This is a genomic window from Paenibacillus peoriae, assembly GCF_022531965.1.
Classification (GTDB): Bacteria; Bacillota; Bacilli; order Paenibacillales; family Paenibacillaceae; genus Paenibacillus; species Paenibacillus polymyxa_D.
The window spans coordinates 5,382,246-5,401,246 of record NZ_CP092831.1 but is presented as its reverse complement, the minus strand read 5'-3'; the positions used below and the strand labels follow the sequence as shown (position 1 = coordinate 5,401,246).

Annotated in this window: 18 protein-coding genes and 1 riboswitch; all 18 genes read left to right on the top strand. The window is 51.4% G+C overall.

Translation table 11 applies throughout. The features are described 5' to 3' along the window. Positions 1–68: 68 nt before the first annotated feature. The 18 genes from MLD56_RS23910 (at position 69) to MLD56_RS23825 (ending at position 18,935) form a co-directional block, all read left to right on the top strand. Entirely contained in the window at positions 69–782 is a 714-nt protein-coding gene (locus MLD56_RS23910; protein ID WP_029518600.1) for a pirin family protein, read from the top strand. A gap of 14 nt (positions 783–796) precedes the next feature. After that, positions 797–1,135: a hypothetical protein gene (locus MLD56_RS23905; RefSeq protein ID WP_029518599.1), complete on the top strand. Its 339-nt coding sequence runs from the start codon at positions 797–799 to the stop codon at positions 1,133–1,135. Between the two features lie 180 nt (positions 1,136–1,315). Beyond that, on the top strand, positions 1,316–2,941 hold the full coding sequence (locus tag MLD56_RS23900; protein ID WP_029518598.1) for a spore germination protein: 1,626 nt from the start codon (positions 1,316–1,318) through the stop codon (positions 2,939–2,941). Next, positions 2,941–4,158 carry a Ger(x)C family spore germination protein gene (locus tag MLD56_RS23895; protein WP_029518597.1) on the top strand — a complete coding sequence of 406 codons (1,218 nt, stop codon included), beginning with the start codon at positions 2,941–2,943 and terminating at the stop codon, positions 4,156–4,158. The genes MLD56_RS23900 and MLD56_RS23895 overlap by 1 nt, the downstream gene beginning before the upstream one ends. Continuing rightward, on the top strand, positions 4,151–4,375 hold the full coding sequence (locus MLD56_RS23890; protein WP_029518596.1) for a hypothetical protein: 225 nt from the start codon (positions 4,151–4,153) through the stop codon (positions 4,373–4,375). Before MLD56_RS23895 ends, MLD56_RS23890 begins: the two co-directional genes overlap by 8 nt. Before the next feature lie 42 nt (positions 4,376–4,417). Then, positions 4,418–5,572 carry a GerAB/ArcD/ProY family transporter gene (locus MLD56_RS23885; protein WP_029518595.1) on the top strand — a complete coding sequence of 385 codons (1,155 nt, stop codon included), beginning with the start codon at positions 4,418–4,420 and terminating at the stop codon, positions 5,570–5,572. A gap of 101 nt (positions 5,573–5,673) precedes the next feature. After that, positions 5,674–6,525, top strand: coding sequence for a uroporphyrinogen-III synthase (locus MLD56_RS23880; RefSeq protein ID WP_029518594.1), 852 nt, complete (start codon positions 5,674–5,676; stop codon positions 6,523–6,525). A gap of 201 nt (positions 6,526–6,726) precedes the next feature. Beyond that, positions 6,727–7,281, top strand: a complete 555-nt coding sequence (locus MLD56_RS23875; protein WP_029518593.1) for an LOG family protein — start codon at positions 6,727–6,729, stop codon at positions 7,279–7,281. Positions 7,282–7,338: 57 nt separating this feature from the next. Continuing rightward, positions 7,339–7,524: riboswitch (cobalamin riboswitch) on the top strand. 311 nt (positions 7,525–7,835) lie between these two features. Beyond that, positions 7,836–9,632 carry a precorrin-3B C(17)-methyltransferase gene (gene cobJ / locus MLD56_RS23870; RefSeq protein ID WP_165146028.1) on the top strand — a complete coding sequence of 599 codons (1,797 nt, stop codon included), beginning with the start codon at positions 7,836–7,838 and terminating at the stop codon, positions 9,630–9,632. 92 nt (positions 9,633–9,724) lie between these two features. Continuing rightward, entirely contained in the window at positions 9,725–10,810 is a 1,086-nt protein-coding gene (locus MLD56_RS23865; RefSeq protein WP_029518590.1) for a sirohydrochlorin chelatase, read from the top strand. Beyond that, positions 10,807–11,586, top strand: a complete 780-nt coding sequence (gene cobK, locus MLD56_RS23860; RefSeq protein ID WP_069012858.1) for a precorrin-6A reductase — start codon at positions 10,807–10,809, stop codon at positions 11,584–11,586. The genes MLD56_RS23865 and cobK overlap by 4 nt, the downstream gene beginning before the upstream one ends. A gap of 167 nt (positions 11,587–11,753) precedes the next feature. Beyond that, positions 11,754–12,398, top strand: coding sequence for a precorrin-8X methylmutase (locus MLD56_RS23855; protein WP_029518588.1), 645 nt, complete (start codon positions 11,754–11,756; stop codon positions 12,396–12,398). A gap of 72 nt (positions 12,399–12,470) precedes the next feature. Further along, on the top strand, positions 12,471–13,616 hold the full coding sequence (locus MLD56_RS23850; protein ID WP_029518587.1) for a cobalt-precorrin-5B (C(1))-methyltransferase: 1,146 nt from the start codon (positions 12,471–12,473) through the stop codon (positions 13,614–13,616). Further along, a complete protein-coding gene (locus MLD56_RS23845) occupies positions 13,609–14,865 on the top strand; it encodes a bifunctional cobalt-precorrin-7 (C(5))-methyltransferase/cobalt-precorrin-6B (C(15))-methyltransferase (protein ID WP_029518586.1) in 1,257 nt (418 codons plus the stop codon). Before MLD56_RS23850 ends, MLD56_RS23845 begins: the two co-directional genes overlap by 8 nt. A 31-nt stretch (positions 14,866–14,896) precedes the next feature. Further along, positions 14,897–15,613, top strand: a complete 717-nt coding sequence (cobI, locus tag MLD56_RS23840) for a precorrin-2 C(20)-methyltransferase (protein WP_029518585.1) — start codon at positions 14,897–14,899, stop codon at positions 15,611–15,613. Continuing rightward, positions 15,610–16,404 (top strand): precorrin-4 C(11)-methyltransferase, encoded by a 795-nt coding sequence (gene cobM, locus MLD56_RS23835; protein ID WP_029518584.1) that lies wholly within the window; start codon positions 15,610–15,612, stop codon positions 16,402–16,404. The genes cobI and cobM overlap by 4 nt, the downstream gene beginning before the upstream one ends. Then, positions 16,397–17,485 (top strand): cobalt-precorrin 5A hydrolase, encoded by a 1,089-nt coding sequence (locus tag MLD56_RS23830; protein WP_029518583.1) that lies wholly within the window; start codon positions 16,397–16,399, stop codon positions 17,483–17,485. Before cobM ends, MLD56_RS23830 begins: the two co-directional genes overlap by 8 nt. After that, a complete protein-coding gene (locus MLD56_RS23825; RefSeq protein ID WP_029518582.1) occupies positions 17,478–18,935 on the top strand; it encodes a cobyrinic acid a,c-diamide synthase CobB in 1,458 nt (485 codons plus the stop codon). The genes MLD56_RS23830 and MLD56_RS23825 overlap by 8 nt, the downstream gene beginning before the upstream one ends. The last annotated feature ends 66 nt before the right edge of the window (positions 18,936–19,001 follow it).

Genomic DNA, 19,001 nt, shown 5'->3' with positions numbered 1-19,001 from the left:
TTTATCGATTGGGCTCGGGTACAATGAGAGGGATTTGATCTCATTTTTCTTCCTGAAGGAGGGCTATTATGTTTACAATATATCCGGCGGCTTCCCGATTCAGCTTCGATAAGGGCTGGCTGCGGGGGAGTCACAGCTTTTCATTCGCGGAGTATCAGGATGAGAACAATACAGCGTTTGGTCCTATGCGTGTCTGTAATGACGATGTCATCACACCGGGACGGGGCTTTGGGGCGCATCCGCACAGTGATATGGAGATTGTTTCGATTGTGCTGTATGGGGAACTGCGTCATGAAGACAACCGTGGACATGTAGCAGTGACCCGTTTTGGAGGCATTCAGCGAATGTCAGCGGGCCACGGCATCATTCATACAGAGCACAACGCATCACAAACGGAGGATGTCAGTCTGCTGCAATTGTGGTTTAGCCCGCATACGAGAGGACTGAAACCGTCATATGAGGCCACAGCGTTCAATCCTGAGCGTCTTCACGGTCAGCTTCTGCCTGTCGTTGCCGGAAAACGTGTACCGGGCACAGAGGGTGAAATTGCTGCAATCAACCAGGATTTAACGATTTATTTAAGCAAGCTTCAGCTTGGAGAGCAAGTAGAATTTACACAGGCCGAGGGGCGGCGCGTGTTCCTGTTCGTCATTGAAGGCTCACTGCGTGTGAACGGTGAACATATTCTGCAAGGGCGCGATTCAGCTCGTATTGAGCAGGAGCCAAAGCTAGCACTGGAAGCAGAGGAGTCTGCTTTTTATATGTTGATCGATTTGCCCTAAAAGGAGGTGCGCACATGGCGCAGCAGGAAACATGGCTGATCAAGCATGCCGTCACGGGACGTAGCTTTGCCGACAGCCGCAAGCAGGTTTTCGATTGCCGTTTGGAATCGGTGGATGGCGTGTTTCGCTTCACGCTTCAAGGGCTGCCGCGTGAGACGGCAGAGGCGATTGTGCGTTATAGCGGGGAGTTGAACGTATTTCGTTTTGTAACGCCGGTAGATGATGGACCCGTGGTGAAGCATTGGTATTACGTCACTCCGGAAAGCGTGGAATATCATGATCAGACAGATGAGCTTAGGTTCAAAGCTGGTTCTGAGATTGAATACCATCCCGAGGAGTATTGGGGAGATTAATCATTCCTTTATCATAAATCTTCAGATATATAATGGATTTTTCGAAGGCCCTGCATCATTGCAGGGTCTTTTTGTTATCCGTTCAACATGTTGAGTTCATTGGATACATAATCCTTTGCAGGCTGGTACATCCTATAGGTCATATTATCTGTTCGGCTCATTCGTAAAGGGGGAATAACGATGAAGAAAGGGCGCTTTCCCAAGTTGCCGAAGCTACCGTGGAGTCGGAGAGCGATTCCAGCCGCAGACCGCAAGACACGAAATTCCAATGTGCCCAAAGGACTGCCTGAGTCTTCGTGGCTGGAACAGCCGCTGCGTAGCAATGTGGAAGACAATTTGAGTGCTTTGCGTGACATTTTCAAGGATTGCTCTGATATCGTCTACCGAGAGCTCATGATTTCTCCTGAACGCAAAGGGTTGTTGGCTTATTTTGAAGGTACGGTAAAATCAGAGGATTTGCAGGATCATATCCTGCGACCTGTCATTCTGGGCATGATGCTCAAGGACCCTGAAGTGAACGGCAAATTGGAGCCGCTGGATGAAACTCGCATCTCGATGTCCCAGACCAAAACGATGGACGAATGGAAGATGGTAGCGGCAGCGATACTGGACGGCAATGCCGCTTTGTTCGTAGAGGGTACGCCTCGTGCTTATATTTTTAGCGCCAAGGGTGGTGTCCGCCGTGGCGTAGAGGAACCCCAGACGGAAGCGGTTATTCGCGGGCCGCGTGAGGGCTTCACTGAGACCCTTCGCGTCAATACGGCACTGTTGCGTTTCAAGTTGAAGACCTCCAAGCTCAAGATGTACAGCATGACCATCGGAACAGAAACTCAAACGAGCGTCGTCCTTACCTATATTGAAGGGATCATAGATCCCAAACTGGTGGAGGATGTAAAAAAAAGGCTCAGTGATATTGAAATTGATGGTGTTCTGGAGACTGGATATATTGAGGAACTGATTGAGGATCATCCGTTTTCTCCGTTTCCGCAAATGGAATATACTGAACGCCCGGATACCGTCACCGCACAATTACTGGAAGGACGTTTTGCTATTTTTGTAGACGGAACGCCTTTTGCCCTGATTGGGCCGGTCACCATGTGGCAGATGATGCAAGCAAGCGAGGACTATTACGAACGTTTTTTCATCAGTAATATGGTGCGCTGGATTCGTTTTCTTTTTCTCATCATGGCTCTCTTTCTGCCCGCATTATATGTAGCGGTTACGACCTATCATCATGATATGCTGCCGACGACACTCATATTGAGTATTGCAGCGGCTCGTGAATCCATCCCTTTTCCAGCACTGGTGGAAGCGTTAATGATGGAAATTTCTTTTGAGGCATTACGTGAAGCAGGGATTCGTCTCCCCAAAACGGTCGGTCAGGCTGTCAGTATCCTTGGCGCACTCGTTATTGGACAGGCCGCAGTACAGGCAGGGATTGTATCGGCACCCATAGTCATTGTGGTGTCGCTCACAGGTATTGCTTCGTTTACCATTCCACGCTTTAACTTTGCCATCACGGTTCGCCTGCTACGATTTCCAATCATGCTGATGGCGGGTTTATTCGGATTGTTTGGGATCATTATTGCGACAACGCTGATTGCTACGCACTTAACCAAGCTAACATCGTTTGGTGTCCCTTACATGAGCGGATATAGCCCGTACAATCATATGGATCAAAAGGATATCGTTGTTCGCGCGCCTTGGTGGAAAATGACTAAACGTCCTTCTTGGATTGGTAAAGACAACAACAAACGAGCGAAGAAAAATATGAATGGATCGCCTAAAACCGAGGAGGGATGGTGATGAAGCCCAAATCGAATACACAGCAAATACGTAAAGTGGCTGTGCTCTGTTGTCTGCTGCTGTGTTCTGTTCTCTTAGGAGGATGCTGGGATCGCCGTGAAGTGAATGATGTGGCCTTTGTGATGGGTACCGGGCTAGACAAGGAGGGCGATCAATACCGAGTAACGATGCAAATTGCTCTGCCTGGACAACTCGGGTCTTCGGGCAGTACAGGAGGAGGAGGAGGTACAAGTGGTACGAAATCCTACTACCTGGAGTCTAAAATAGGTCCAAGCTTCCGGGGAGCAAGCACCGAGGAACAGCGCGAGGTTTCACGAACACTGAATTACTCTCATCGACGGGTGCTGCTGTTCGGGGAGACGCTGGCACGGGAAGGGATTAGCAAAATGATGGATGTCATTGCACGTATCCCGCAGAACCGTCTGTCTTCCCTGGTTGTTATCACGAAGGGGTCAGCGATGGAAGTGCTTCAGGCAGATGCTCCGATTGAGCAATATCCAGCGGAAATGGTGCGTGAGCTTAACTTTTCCTATATGAAAAAACCTCGTTCCGTTAAACTGCTGATGAATTCCGTCCTGCTGGAAGGGATTGACCCGGTGGTGCCAGTAATGTCTCTGGTGAAGAATGGGCCCGCTAGTCTTAAAGACAAGAAGACGAATATTCAGATCGATGGATTGGCAGTCTTTCGACAAGACAGGTTAACAGGGATTATTGATAACCATCTCAGTCGGTTTCTGCTGTTGGGTATGGAGCAAGCCAAGGAGACAGAGATATTTATCCCCCCTCCCAAGGGTAAAGGTTACATATCTGTGCATCTCATCGAAAATAGAGTCCATATCAAGCCCTTTATTCAGGGGAATGAGATTCGAATGACCGTTCATATGAACTGCAATGGGAATGTGAAGGAAAATGAGACGAATTTCGATATTTCCAACGAGGAAAATTTGAAGTGGCTGGAGCAGCAGACAGCCGAGGAAATCAAGAGGGAGCTGGGAGAGGCTGTCCACGTGATTCAGCAAAAGTATCGTTCAGACGTACTTGGTTTGGGCCGGGCTATTATTACGAGTCACCCGGATGAATGGAAACGGATTAAACCTCAATGGGAGCAACTATATCCCAAGGTGGAGGTCACCATAAATCCGGTCGTGCATATTGAGAATATTGGTGCGGTCACCAAACCATTCGGGGTCAAAAAGGAGCAAATCCAGAATGAATAAAGTATTTCTGTTACCTTTGGTGCTGGCTATGCTCTTCATGTATCTGATTGACCGTAAAAATATTAACAATGCACCAGCCATCAATCGTTGGGTCTCTCGAGTATTGTATGTTATTAGCATTGGTATCTGGATTTACGGAACATCAACGAAGAGCACCGTTTATGTGGCTACATGGCTGACCCGTTTTATTGACATGTGGCTCCCCCCTACGTTGTAAATCGTGTATTGGATGCCTGCGGATAAAAGGAGGATGACCTGTATGAAACAGTTCACAACCAGACAAATCGTACTGCTGGGTGTATTGATGGAGGTCGGTATTACCCTTATACATGCTCCGGCGCAGGCAGCGGATCACGCGAATCAGCATGCCTACTGGACCTGTATAATTGCGGCTATCGTGCTATGCTTGCCGATCTGGGCGATGTTGAAACTCAAGCGTCGTTTTCCTGACCAGGATCTAATGCAGGCGATGGTGAGCTCTCATCCTGTGCTGGGACGTATGCTGCTTGCAGTCTACCTTATTTTATTCCTGATCATTTTTGCACGGGATTTGAGAATTATCACAGATTTAGTGGAGGTTGTGCTTTTGCCGCTGACTCCGATTGTGGTCACTTCTCTTATTGTGCTGTTAACTCTGGTATCTATGGCCAAAGGCGGAATAAGCACCATCGTGAATATGGCCGAGATTTTTTTGCCGATGTTGATTTTGACGCTGTTGACCATGCCGCTTTTTTTTGGGCGTAATATGGATTTTTCGATGCTTAGACCCTACTTACATCCAGAGGTAGAGGGAGTGATCAAGGGCAGCTGGCGCATGCTGGGATATATGGCCGATATCCTGATGGTTCCCTTTGTTATTTCTGGAAAGAGTTATAATGGACGTAGTGCGTGGTATGGGCATTTGCTCGGAACCGCTTTTCTGATCATGCTGGTGTTGCAGTCGGAGTTGGTTATTGGTGTTCCTATCTTGTCACGGCTGTTCTATCCATCGTATGAACTGGTGCGTCAATTGCAGCTAACGGACTTTCTGGATCGGTTCGACTTGTTCGTGGCAGCACTGACCGTACCAACCTTTCTTACGAAGATCGGAATTGATCTGTACGTTACCAGTTTGGCGGTAAAGCGTATGTTCTCCCATGCCTGGGGGAGTCTGATGGTTTGGCCCGTAGGTTTGTTAGGTTATGTCTGTTCGTTTATGCTGTTCTCCAACATCGTGCAAGTTTTTGATTTCAGCCGGGAGTGGACCGCGGTGATGATCATTTTTTTTGTACTTATGCCCTTGGTACTATGGATGTTGCTCCGACCCAAATCTAAAGGGAAAGGCGGAGATGATAAGGCATCTAACGGAGAGCGGGATAGCAGTAGTCAGCTAGAAAGCCGGCAGGGAGATAGAACAGGACACACCCACTTATAAGATTACTGTATTCATCGAAAAAGTAATTCTTATTTGTCTTTTACCCCTCTGATTGTATACTTGGTAGAAAGAAATACGACTTCTACTAGGGAGGAAACAGAATGGCACAACGCATGGCAGGTAAGAGAGTCGCTCTTGCTGGTCCCCGTAAAGCAGACGAAATGGCGCTGCTAGTTGTGAAGATGGGAGGGGAGCCAGTACATCGTCCGGCCCAGGGCACTGTTTTTCTAGATGATATCGAGCTGCGCAACGCTGTTGTATCGTGGGTAAAGAACCCTCCGGACTGGTACATCTTCACGACAGGCATGGGGCTGGATGCCCTGTTCGATATGGCAGAGGATATGGGCGTGGCTGAGCAGATTATAGAGTTGCTGCAATCCTCCAACATTGCAGCGCGGGGCTACAAGACGGTCAATGGACTCAAAAAGCGTGGCTTTACGCCAGCAGTACGAGACGAGGACGGAAGTTTGATCGGATTGACAGGAGCTTTCGCCCCATACGATCTGAAGGGGAAGGAAGTGCTGTTGCAACTGCATGGCGATCCAGCCCCACGGTTGGTAAAATGGCTGGACGAGCAGGGGGCAGTGACCCGCCAGGTACTTCCTTATAAGCATATCCCACCTGAGGAAGCAAAATTGCAGGCGTTACTGGAGGATGTTATCCATCGTAATGTTGATGCCGTTACATTCACGAGTGGCCCGCAAATTCGATTTTTGGCCCAATATGCCAGAGAGCAAAATCGAATCGAGGATTTACTGGAAGCTTTTCGTGAGGATGTGATTGCTGTATCCGTAGGGAAGGTGACTGCACAGTCCATTGTGGAAGAAGGGATTGATCGAGTCGTGTTTCCAACCGAAGAGCGCATGGGCGCGATGATGGTGGAGCTGGGCAAATATTTTGAACATAACGATTCGGTGCATGGCTGTGGTCTGAAGATCGTGAATGGTCATTGAAATGAGATCAAAATTATAAATGCAGATGCTAAAAAATGAACTTATATTTCGGGATACAGAGTAAAATAAAGATAAGGGCCTACGAGGTCTTTATCTTTTTTTGTTGGACATGCATCGACAAAGATTTTTGTTATAGCGAAAATGTTTATCTAATATAATGAATAAGTTTCGATGCTACTTAGGACAGGAGCTGAGACGTTAATGAATTCTATTTGCGTATTTGCCGGGTCCAGACCTGGACATTTATCGGTATATGTTGAGGCAGCAGGCAAACTGGGAGAAGCCATGGCTCGCCATCATATCCGTCTGATCTATGGCGGCTCTAGCAGGGGGCTAATGGGAGAGGTGGCAGATGGAATGCTGGCGGGTGACGGTCAGGTCACTGGCATTATGCCCACCCTGTTATTTGATGCAGAGATCATTCATCGGGGAGTTACCGAATTTATTGAGGTAGCAAGCATGCATGAGCGTAAAGCGGCAATGAGCGAGATGGCCGATGCTTTTATTGCCCTTCCGGGTGGTTTGGGAACCTTTGAAGAGCTGTTCGAGGTACTATGCTGGGCGCAAATCGGCATTCATCGCAAGCCCATTGGGCTGCTGAATGTGAATGGATATTTTGACCCGTTAGTAGAAATGGTGCGTCATAGTGTGCAAGAGGGGTTTACCGGGAGTGAGCATCCAGCGCTACTGAGCATCTCCGCAGACCCGGACGAATTGCTACATATGTTAAAAAATAAAGCACAGAACTTGAAATAAAGCTTTTTTCGTGCTTGCACAACTGATTGAGGCAAGGTTATGATAAGACCCATAATCAAATAGCGGACAGACAAGGTGCCTTTGCGGTTGAGCAAAGGGTAACAGGGAATCGGGTGCAAATCCCGAGCGGTCCCGCCACTGTAAGGAAGAGGATTTTTTTAATTGGTCACTCGTGAAAAACGGGGAAGACGAAAGAATCCGTTGATGCCAAGCCAGGAGACCTACCTTGATCTGTATGCACCGTTAACCTTCGCGGAGAGGATGGGTGTACGAAATCAGGAAATCAGGCACACGTTGCTTTTTCCATGTTGGCTAGAGGTTTGCGTGGATATGAACGTGCAGCAGCGTTTGAAGCGTAAACAGACAGATGGAAAACAACGGCAGGCTGGAGGAAGACAAATCGTGTCTTCTTACGCTGTTTGTTCGTCTGATGAGAGATACGTACATAGAAACCCCATCCGGGCAGGATGGGGTTTTTTTAAGTTACACGATGTGCATAAATCATTGAAATAGATAGGATAGCTGCCCTGAAAAGGATGAATAGGAGGAGTACGATGAGCCCATTAGGAAAATTGTTGGTGATTGGATTTGGACCAGGAGATATGGAACATATCACAAAACGGGCGCTGGATGCGCTGGACGAAAGTGAGGTCATTATCGGCTACAATACCTACGTTGATTTGATCCGTCCGCTGTTGAACGGACAGGAGATTGTACGCACAGGGATGACAGAGGAAGTGAGCCGTGCGCAGGAGGCGGTTCGCCAAGCAGAGATGGGCAAGAAGGTAGCTGTCATTTCCAGTGGAGATGCGGGAGTCTATGGTATGGCAGGGCTGGTGTACGAAGTGCTGATGCAAAAAGGCTGGCGACGCGAGGGCGGGGTTGAGGTAGAAGTCGTACCGGGGATCTCGGCTATACAGTCCTGTGCTTCACTGTTGGGGGCGCCAGTGATGCATGATGCGTGCACGATTAGTCTGAGTGATCATCTGACCCCGTGGGAAACGATCGTAAAGCGTGTAGAAGCTGCGGCTTCGGCTGATTTTGTGATTGCATTATACAACCCGCGCAGTGGTCGGCGTACCCGCCAGATTGTGGAGACGCAGTCCATTTTGCTGCGTTACCGTGATCCGCAGACTCCGGTTGGGCTAGTGAAGAGCGCTTATCGTGAACGTCAGCAAGTTATTGTAACGACGCTGGAAGATATGCTGAACCATGACATCGGGATGCTGACGACTGTAATCATCGGCAATTCCTCGACGATGGTGTATGACGGTTTGATCGTGACTCCGCGCGGATATCAGCGCAAATACACGTTGGATGCGACCGAGCAGGCGCTCAAGCCGCATCAGCGTCTCCGCACGGAAGCGGAGCCGTGGTCGCTGGGAGCGCAAGAGGGTACACCGCAGGCAGGAGCAGCCCCGACTACGCCCGCTGGACCCTCCGCGAGCGGCGCTGCGGTTGCGACGCAGGCACGCCCGCAAGCGATGGCTGCTGTGCAGGCAACAACTGCTGTGCAAACCGGCACGGCCCCGGCATCGCTGGCGGCAGAGGCGCTAAGCCGCCTCGCTGTCGGCGGTAAGCTGCCTGGCGAAGCCAACGCTCGCTGGAGCGGGCAAGCGCCTACCGCCAAGAGCACCGCCGGAACGTCGGCGGTGGCCGGAGCAGGGGCCGCGGCCGGGATGGCGACAGGCGGCTTTGGCAAGCCTGCGCTGTTTGAGGTGGGTGTTTCCCCGGGTGTGGGAAACAAGAAATTCACCGCTCGCCAGATGGCGCTGCTCGCCGAGGTAGCGGGTGATGATGGCGAGCTGGAATACACGCCGGATCATCAGATCGTGCTGCGCGTGCCGTGTGCAGACCCCGAGGAACTGGTCGGGCGGCTGCGGGATGAACGATTCATTGTCATGCCGGTTGGCGATGTGTTTAAGGTAAAGGCGTGCGACTTCTGCAATATGGAGAAGGATGACGCTGTGCCTGTGGCTGAGCATTTACAGGTTGTACTTGGTGGATTACAGGCACCCAAGGAAACGAGCATTGCTTTGAACGGATGCGGTATGGCCTGCTATGGAGCCGTACTAGAGGATATCGGAATCGTCTATCGCAAGGGTGGGTACGATCTCTTCCTCGGTGGCAAAAAATTCGGCCGCAATGCTCATGCCGCTCAGCCTGTAGCGGAAGGAATTCCGGGTGATCAAATTACGGACATCGTGGAGAACGTCATCGCTGAATATAAGGAAAAAGGGCATCCGAATGAGCGCTTTCATAAATTTTTTAAGCGTGTAGGTGTCGTTGCGGGGTTCCGGCATGAAGATGCACCAGTAACGGTAGAAGTGAATGCGGTTTGTGGTGATTAATGGACTGAAGGCCTGATGAACGGGATACAAGCATATATATAAAATAGGGCGTCATGCAGGCTATCCCTATTCAAGAGGAGGAAACAACAGCAGTGGATGCAATATTGTTGGTTGGACATGGAAGTCGGGACCCGGAGGGGAACCAGGAACTGCTGGAATTTACACAGGCAGTGGCAGATCGGGTACCGGATATGTGCGTGGAAACCTGTTTCTTGGAGCTGGCACGTCCCAGCATTGCTGATGGGATGCAAACTTGTGTGGAGAAAGGGGCGACGCGTGTCGTTCTTATTCCGATTATCTTGTTCGCAGCGGTACATGCCAAAATTGATATTCCGATGGCTATTGACCGGGCAAAGGCGAAATATCCGCAGGTGGAATTTGTATACGGACGTCCGATTGGTGTTCACGAGAAAATCGTCAGCATTCTGCAAAGTCGCTTGAAAGAGGCCCGGCCGGTTGCAGTTCCAGCGGGGATGAATAGCGCTGTAGAGGCATCTGTCGAAGTATCTGACGAGGAAACGGCGGTACTTGTATTAGGACGCGGAAGTAGCGATCCAGATGCGAACAGTGACTTTTTCAAAATCACCCGTATGCTGTGGGAGAAGCTTCCTTATACATGGGTAGAGAGCAGTTTTATCGGTGTGACGCAGCCTTCCTTTCCCGATGGATTGGAGCGTTGTGTACGATTGGGGGCCAAAAAGATTATCGTGCTTCCCTATTTTCTGTTCACGGGTGTGCTGATTAAACGCATCGGAGAAATGACCCAGGAATTTGCCGAGGCTCACCCTGCATTACAAGTGGAGATGGGCGGATATTTTGGTTTCCATCCTCAATTGGTTGAACTGGTGCTGGAGCGAGCTAAGGAAGGTTTGTTCGGCAAGGTTACAGCCAATTGTGATAACTGCCAGTTCCGCCTGGAGGCGCAGGAGCACCACCATCATCACCACGATCATGACCACGATCATGACCACGATCATCATCATGAACATGAACATGAACATGAACATCACCACCACCATCATGCACATGAGCACGACCATCATGATCACCATACACACAGCCACGATCACACTCATGAGCATGTCCATGCTCACAGCCATGATGACCATGATCACCATCACGAGCATTCACATACGCCATCTGTAGTGAATGGAAGCGGGCAGGTGAAGAGCTCATGATATTCATGCTATGCGGAACGAGCGATGCACGGGAATTGGCGCTGCAAATCCGTGACAATGGCTTCAACGTATTGACCTCAGTCGTAACCGAAAGCGCGGCAGCCAGCTTGTCTGAAGCGGGACTAGACGTACGTACAGGCCGAATGACAGCCGATGAAATGGCTGCAATGATTCGGGAGCTTGGAATACAGGCGGTTGTTGATGCCAGTCATCCTTTTGCAGAAGAAGCACATGCGAATGCGATGACAGCCGCTCGCGAGTCCGGGGTTCCTTATATTCGCTATGAGCGGACAGGACTTGTATATGACAATCATCCGTTGCTCCACATCGTGTCTTCCTATGAAGAAGCCGCATTAGAAGCGAAGCAACTCAAAGGTTCTGTAATGCTTACGACGGGCAGTAAGACGCTCGGCACGTTCACCAAGCATTTACTCGGAGACCCGGAGATTCGTCTGGTTATACGCATGCTGCCGCGCCTGGACAATATGGAGAAATGCGGCGAACTGGGCATGGAGCAAAAAAATATTATTGCCATGCAGGGACCCTTTTCCCGCGAGATGAACGAAGCATTGTACAAGCACTATGGCACGACCGTGATGGTCACCAAGGAAAGCGGAAGCACGGGAGCAGTGGATGAAAAGGTTCAATCTGCATTGGAGCTGGGGATTCACGTACTTTTGATTTCCAGGCCGGAAGTGGAATTTGGCACAGTATTTGATCATTTCGACGGAGTCATCAACGCACTGCGTACAGCAAAAGAGAAAACTTCAATTTGAGTTGAGCCTTACCCCTGCGAGTCCAGTTCATCAGGAACGACTTCTGGCATGTATTTAAAATATAGTCATCTTAAAACAGGTGTTTTTACAGGTATCCATGATTTAGTAGCAATGAATTGTCATTTTCCTAAACTATTTTCTAATTTTCCATAAGGGAGTGGTCTACCATGGATTTTAAAACAGAATTTAAACCGCTAACGGTACAGCCGCAGGAGATTGAAGGCAAAAGCTTCGAGATGATCACAGAAGAACTGGGAGAGCATCCTTTTACAGCAGAGCAATATCCCGTTGTACAGCGTGTCATTCATGCATCTGCTGATTTTGAGCTGGGCCGCAGCATGGTGTTTCATCCAAAAGCGATTGAAGCCGGGGTTGCAGCTATTCGCGCAGGACAGCAGGTAGTGGCAGATGTGCAAATGATTCAAGCGGGGCTGAGCAAGGATCGTATTCGTCAATTTGGCGGGGATGTGCATGTGTACATATCTGACCCTGACGTCATGGAAGAAGCGAAAAGGCTGAATACGACACGCGCCATTATTTCGATGCGCAAAGCGATTCAGGCGAGCGAAGGTGGTATCTATGCGATTGGTAATGCGCCGACAGCGTTGCTGGAGCTGATTCGTCTGGTGAAAGAAGGAGCGGCCAAGCCCGGACTGGTGATTGGCATGCCCGTAGGCTTCGTATCGGCGGCAGAATCCAAGGACGAGCTGCGCAAGCTGGATATTCCGTTCATTACGAATATTGGACGCAAGGGCGGCAGTACAATTGTCGTAGCAGCATTGAATGCGATCTCCTTAATGGCTGTCCGCTAGATGCGGTTGTCCGTTTGCTGTATCATGAAATGAATTGGCATGATCAGCAGAAGAGGTTAAGGAGGAATTGGCATGGAAAAGGAAGCGGCGTCCGCCGACAAGCCCAAACGGATGAAAAGCGGTGAAGCTCCCGCACCGGACAAGCCAATGCGGTCAGGCTTTACGACAGGAGCTTGTGCGGCTGCAGTAGCCAAAGGAGCGGTACAACTACTCATCACGGGCATTCCGCCGAAGGAAGCAGTGATATCGCTGCCCGCGGGCTTCGATCAGGCGTTTGAGCTGATTGAGCCTGTGTTGGACGCGGACGAAGCTTCCTGCACGACGATCAAGGACGGTGGCGATGACCCAGATGCCACGCATCAGGCGAGAATTGTCGCGTCCGTTAGCTGGCGCCAGGAGCCGGGCATTGAACTAGACGGTGGCATCGGCGTGGGGCGGGTAACGAAGCCCGGTCTGCCTGTGCCTGTCGGAGAAGCAGCGATTAACCCGGTGCCGCGCCGGATGATTACGGAGGCTGTGACAGGTGTGCTTGAGGAGCACGGATCGGCCAAAGGTGTCCGTGTCGTCATCAGCGTACCGGATGGTGAAGAAATTGCCAAGAAAACGCTGAACGGTCGGCTTGGCATTCTTGGCGGTATTTCCATACTAGGCACGCGTGGTGTGGTCGTTCCGTTTTCCACGTCAGCTTATAAAGCCAGTGTCGTGCAGGCCATATCAGTTGCGCAAGCGATGAACTGCCAGGAAATCGTCCTGACCACAGGCGGCAGCAGTGAAAAATACGCCATGCAAATGTATGATCAGCTGACGGAAGAGGCCTTTATTCAGATGGGGGACTTTGTTGGCTTTGCTATAAAGCATGGGAAACGGCTGGGAATGAAAAAGATTATTCTCGTCGGTATGCCCGGTAAGCTGTCCAAGGTCGCTCAAGGTATCATGATGGTTCACTCCAAGAGCGCTCCGGTAGATTTTGGATTTTTGGCCAGGGTTGCGCGTGAAGCAGGGGTGGACGAGTCGCTTGCAACGGCAGTGGCTGAGGCGAATACAGCTACGCAGGTGGCGGATATGATGACCGAAGCGAATGCGCTGAGCTTTTTTGAAAAGTTATGTACCTATGGGTGTCAGCATTGTCTGGAGCATGCAGGTGGTGGAATCGTTGTGGAAATGGTACTGGTAACGCTGAAAGGGAACGTGCTGGGGAGGGCGAGAGTCGGTGAGTAGAGTGATCCGTGTCATTGGTATCGGTGAAAATGGAGCGGCAGGTCTGTCGCAGGAAACATTGGAGCAAATTGAGCGTGCGGACCTGCTGGTTGGTGGAGAACGCCAGCTAGGATTTTTCAAGGCAGCCGCAGGGGAAAAACGAACATTAAAGAGCGGCTTATCCGCCGTGGTGGAAGAATTGGGACGGTTGCGTGAGGACAAGGATATTGTCGTGCTTGCGTCAGGCGATCCGCTTTTTTTTGGAATCGCAGGATACTTATCCGCCAAGCTGGGGGCGGAACATCTGGATATTATGCCGCATCTCAGCTCGGTTCAGCTGGCGTTTGCGCGTCTCGGTGAAAGCTGGCAGGATGCGGTGCTGGAAAGCGTACACGGCCGTCCGATGACCGGACTGGCACAGCGGATTGACGGACAGAACAAGGTTGCGCTGTTGACGGACGACCGGAATCATCCCGGCGCAGTCGCTGCCTATCTGCTGCATTATGGCATGACGGAATATGATGCCTTCGTCGGCGAGTACTTGGGCGGACCGGATGAGGTGTATCAGCATTATACGCTGGATGAGATGGCGCAGAGAACGTTCCAACCACTGAATGTGGTGATTTTGCGCCGCCGTAAGGGTGAAGACGTGCCTGCAATTCGGCGGGGATTTGGCTTCGAGGATGCGGAATTTCACCAGCGTAAGCCGGAAAAAGGACTGATCACGAAGCGTGAAGTACGCGTATTCAGCTTGTCTGAGCTGCGTCTGACCGAGCGAAGCATCGTATGGGACATCGGCGCAGGCTCCGGCTCTGTAGCGGTAGAATGTGCGCGACTGGCCAAGTATGGGCAAGTATTTGCCATTGAGAAGAACGAAGGCGACCTGGCTAATGTCGAAGCAAACAAGATCAAATTCCGCACCGATTTCCCGGTTATTCATGCCAAAGCGCCTGCCGGATTGGACGAGCTGCCAGACCCGGATGCGGTGTTTATCGGTGGGAGCGGGGGAGAATTGTCCGAGCTGATTCGTCTGTGCGCTTCCCGTCTGCGTAAGGATGGACGAATTGTAGTGAATGCTGCAACGATTGAGACGCTACATGACGGTATGAAGGCGATGCAAACAGCAGGACTCGATACTTCGGTGACGTTACTGCAAACAGCGCGCAGCAAGCCGATTTTGAATATGACGCGTTTTGACGGACTCAATCCGATATATGTCATTACAGGACAGCCGTCGGTGGACGTGGCTGATGAAGTAGCAGGGGAGTAAGCTGGTTATTCAAGAGGGGGAGAGAGACAGCATGAATACGGCGGCAACAGGAACACTTTACGGCGTAGGCGTGGGGCCGGGTGATCCCGAGCTGATTACAGTCAAGGCGTATCGCATGATTCAGGAATGTGCAGTTGTGGCTTATCCGAAGAAACGCCGGGGGGGCAAATCGTATGCTCACGAGATCGTGGAGTTGTACGTCAACCCGGAGGAAAAGGAGATGCTTGGACTCATTTTTCCAATGACTAAGGACCCGGTTGTACTGGAGCGGGAGTGGAACAAAACGGTGGTTGCTTGCTGGGAGGCACTGAGTCAAGGCAAGGATGTAGCCTTTGTCACAGAGGGAGACCCTAATCTGTACAGTACCTTTATTCACTTGGCACGACTCATGAAGGACCTCCATCCAGAGGTGCCAATTGTATCTATTCCGGGCATTTCGTCTGTGTTGGGCGCAGCGGCAGCGCTGGAATTGCCTTTGGCAGACGGAGATCAGCAGGTCGGTATTATACCGGCTACGGATGATCGGGAAGCGATGAAGCGGGCGATTGAGAATCACGATACGGTCGTGTTTATTAAGGTTGCCAAGGTGTTGGATTTGATTTTGGATGTGCTGGATGAGCTCAAGCTTGGGGACTGTGCATCGGTCATTACCAAGGTCACTTCTCCTTATGAAATGGTATGGCGCAACGCCCGTGAACTGCGCGGACAGGAGCTTGAATATTTGAGTTTAATGGTGGTGAGCAAATGACGTTGGAGCCCAAAGTATATATCGTAGGAGCAGGCCCCGGCGACCCGGAGTTGATTACGGTCAAAGGCTCCCGGATTCTACGCACAGCTGATGTGGTGTTGTACACGGATTCACTCGTGAACGACGAGCTGATTGCTACGGCCAAGCCCGAGGCACAGGTACTGCAAAGCTCAGGCATGGATTTGGAACGGCAGGTTGAGATTATGAGCGAGGCTGTGCAGGCTGGACGCAGTGTAGCCCGTGTACATACAGGCGATCCGGCAGTGTATGGAGCCATTTTGGAACAGATGGTGTTGCTGAAGCAGCGCGGAGTAGCCTACGAAATCGTACCGGGCGTCAGCTCGGTCTTTGCTTCTGCAGCCGTGCTGGGTGCAGAGCTAACGGTGCCTGACCTGACACAGACCGTCATTCTGACGCGTGCTGAAGGCCGTACACCTGTACCTGATCGGGAAAAGCTGCGTGATCTAGCTTCTCATCACTGTACCGTGGCTTTATTCCTCAGCGCGACACTGGCGAAGAAGGTGGTCGTTGAGTTTCTGGCGGCAGGCTGGAGCGAGGACACGCCTGTAGCGGTTGTGCAGCGCGCGACCTGGCCGGATCAAAAGATCGTGCGCACGACGCTTGCTCAATTACCCGCCGATTTGCGTGCAGCAGGCATAACGATGCATGCCATGATTTTGGCGGGCTGGGCGCTCGACCCAGAGCTGGTGGACAAGGATGCGCATCGTTCCAAGCTGTATGATAAGTCGTTCACCCATGGCTACCGGAAGGGAGTGAAGTCCGGTGAGTAATCCATTTGCCGCTGTGGCGATCACGAAGCATGGAGTGGAAATGGTCCGCAATTTGGGAGCCAACTTTCCGGGCACGGATGTGTATTATATGTCCAAGTTTGAGCGCGGCGACGAGCAGGAGCGTGGTATTCAATTGTTCGAGGGTTCGGTCAAGCTGATCTTGCCGGATTTATTCAAACAATATAACGGTATCATTTTAATTATTTCCCTCGGTGCAGTGGTTCGTATGATTGCGCCGATTTTGGTGGATAAAAAGGTAGACCCCGCGGTGGTTGTCATTGATGATCGCGGCGAGCATGTCATTAGCGTATTGTCTGGCCATTTGGGTGGCGCCAATGAATTGACCCGCCATGTGGCGGCTGTATTAGGCGCACGTGCGGTAATCACAACTGCATCTGACGTGCAGGGCACGATTCCGGTGGACATGTTGGGTCGGGAATTGGGCTGGGTGGTTGATAGCTTCGACAAGGCCACGCCTGTGAGCGCTGCTGTTGTGAACGAGGAGCCTGTTGCGCTCATACAAGAGACAGGCGAACGGAACTGGTGGCGTTATGACAAGCCTGTACCTGGGCATATCAAGGTATATGCCTCGACGGCAGAAGCATTACAAGAACCGTTTAACGCCGCGTTGGTCGTGAGTGACCGTTTATTGGAGCCGGAGGAAGAAGAGCAGCTTCTTTCTAATGGCGTGCTGTACCGTCCGAAAAGCTTGGTGCTCGGCATCGGCTGCAACCGTGGGACTGCATTAGAGGAGCTGGAGGCGGGTGTGCTGGACACCTTGCAAGAGTTGCGTTTGTCTGTGAAAAGCGTACGGAATATTGCCACCATTGATCTGAAAAAGGACGAAGAGGGCTTACTTGCCCTTTGCGCCAAATACGGCTGGGAGCTGGTGACGTATACTCCGTCAGAGCTGAATACGGTGCAGCTTCCCAATCCATCGGAAACCGTCTTTAAATACACTGGCGCATATGGGGTCAGTGAACCATCAGCCTTGTTGTCTTCTGGTGCAGACCATTGGCTACTGGAGAAGAAAAAAAGCGGCAATATGACGTTGTCTGTAGCGCGGGTTTCCTATGACTGACATCATGAAGCAGGCTGTACAGTCTGATCCGTCTGCCGCTACGCGCAGAAGCCGTATTGTTGTTGCCGGAACAGGCAGCGGCGCAGGCAAAACGACTGTTACCCTCGGGCTGATGAAGGCGTTCGCCGACAGCGGCCTGCGAGTGCAGGGGTTTAAATGCGGGCCGGATTATATCGATCCCACCTATCATACGGCCGCGACAGGGACATCTTCCCGTAATCTGGATTCATGGATGACCTCACCGGATACGGTGCGTGAAACCTTTATCCGTGCTTCCGAAGGCGCGGATATTTCCGTGATTGAAGGCGTCATGGGGCTGTATGACGGCAAGGACCCGCTCAGCAATACCGGCTCGACCGCTGAGATCGCCATGCTGACGGACAGCCCTGTATTGCTGGTGGTCGACGTGCGCAGTATGGCACGAAGCGCCGCCGCTATTGTGCTCGGCTTTCAGCGCTTGGAGCCCAAGCTACGCATTGTGGGCTTAATTGTGAATCGCTGCGGCAGCCAAGGGCACTATAGCATCGTCAAAAAGGCGATCGAGCAGGAGTGCGGCATTCCTGTGCTCGGCTGGTTAAAGCGTGATGACGGGCTGGATATTCCTGAGCGTCATCTGGGTTTAGTACCCGCTGTGGAACGCGGCGAGCTGGAGCCGCTTTTCCAACGGGCGGCAGAGCTGATCCGCGCGGGTACGGATCTGGATGCACTGCGGGCATTGGCAGATTCGGCTCCGCCGCCCAGCCCGCCCGAGCACCCATTATTTTCCCTGAATCGGCTTCCATCAGCAGGGCATGAAGCTGATACCGGGGAACGTCCCGTCATCGCCGTCGCCAGAGATGCTGCGTTCAATTTTTACTACCCGGAAAATATGGATTTGCTGCGTCAGGCGGGAGCAGAGATTGTCTATTTCAGTCCGCTGGCGGGAGAACGCGTACCTGAGCAGGCAAGCGGCCTATACCTGGGCGGCGGTTTCCCCGAAGAGTTTGCCGCAGATATCGCTGCAAATACGGGTTTTTTGGAAGATATCCGCAACGCGGTGAGCCGGGATATGCCAGTATTCGCCGAATGCGGCGGTTATATGGTACTGGCACGGACTCTTACGGATCGTATGGGGAATGCCCATCACATGGCCGGAGTTATTCCGTCGGACGTCCGCATGCAGGAGAAACGGGCCGCACTGGGATACCGTGAAGCAACAGCTTTGCAGGATTGCTTACTGCTGGAGGCTGGACAGACCATTCGGGGACATGAATTTCATTATTCTGTCATGCACTATGACGAATCATCCGCCCCCTACTCCTACGCCTATCAAACCAAGGGGATGCGTGGTCTTCAGAGCGAAGGCTATGCGAAAGGGAATCTTTTGGCAGCCTACACGCATGTTCATCTCGCTTCTCTTCCCAAAGCGGCAGCACGCTGGGTGGAACAATGCCGGGCTTACAGTCCATAGTTTTGCAAACGAGTCCACCATTTCATATAAACAAAAAGAAGCCGATTCCCTGAAAGGGGCCGGCTT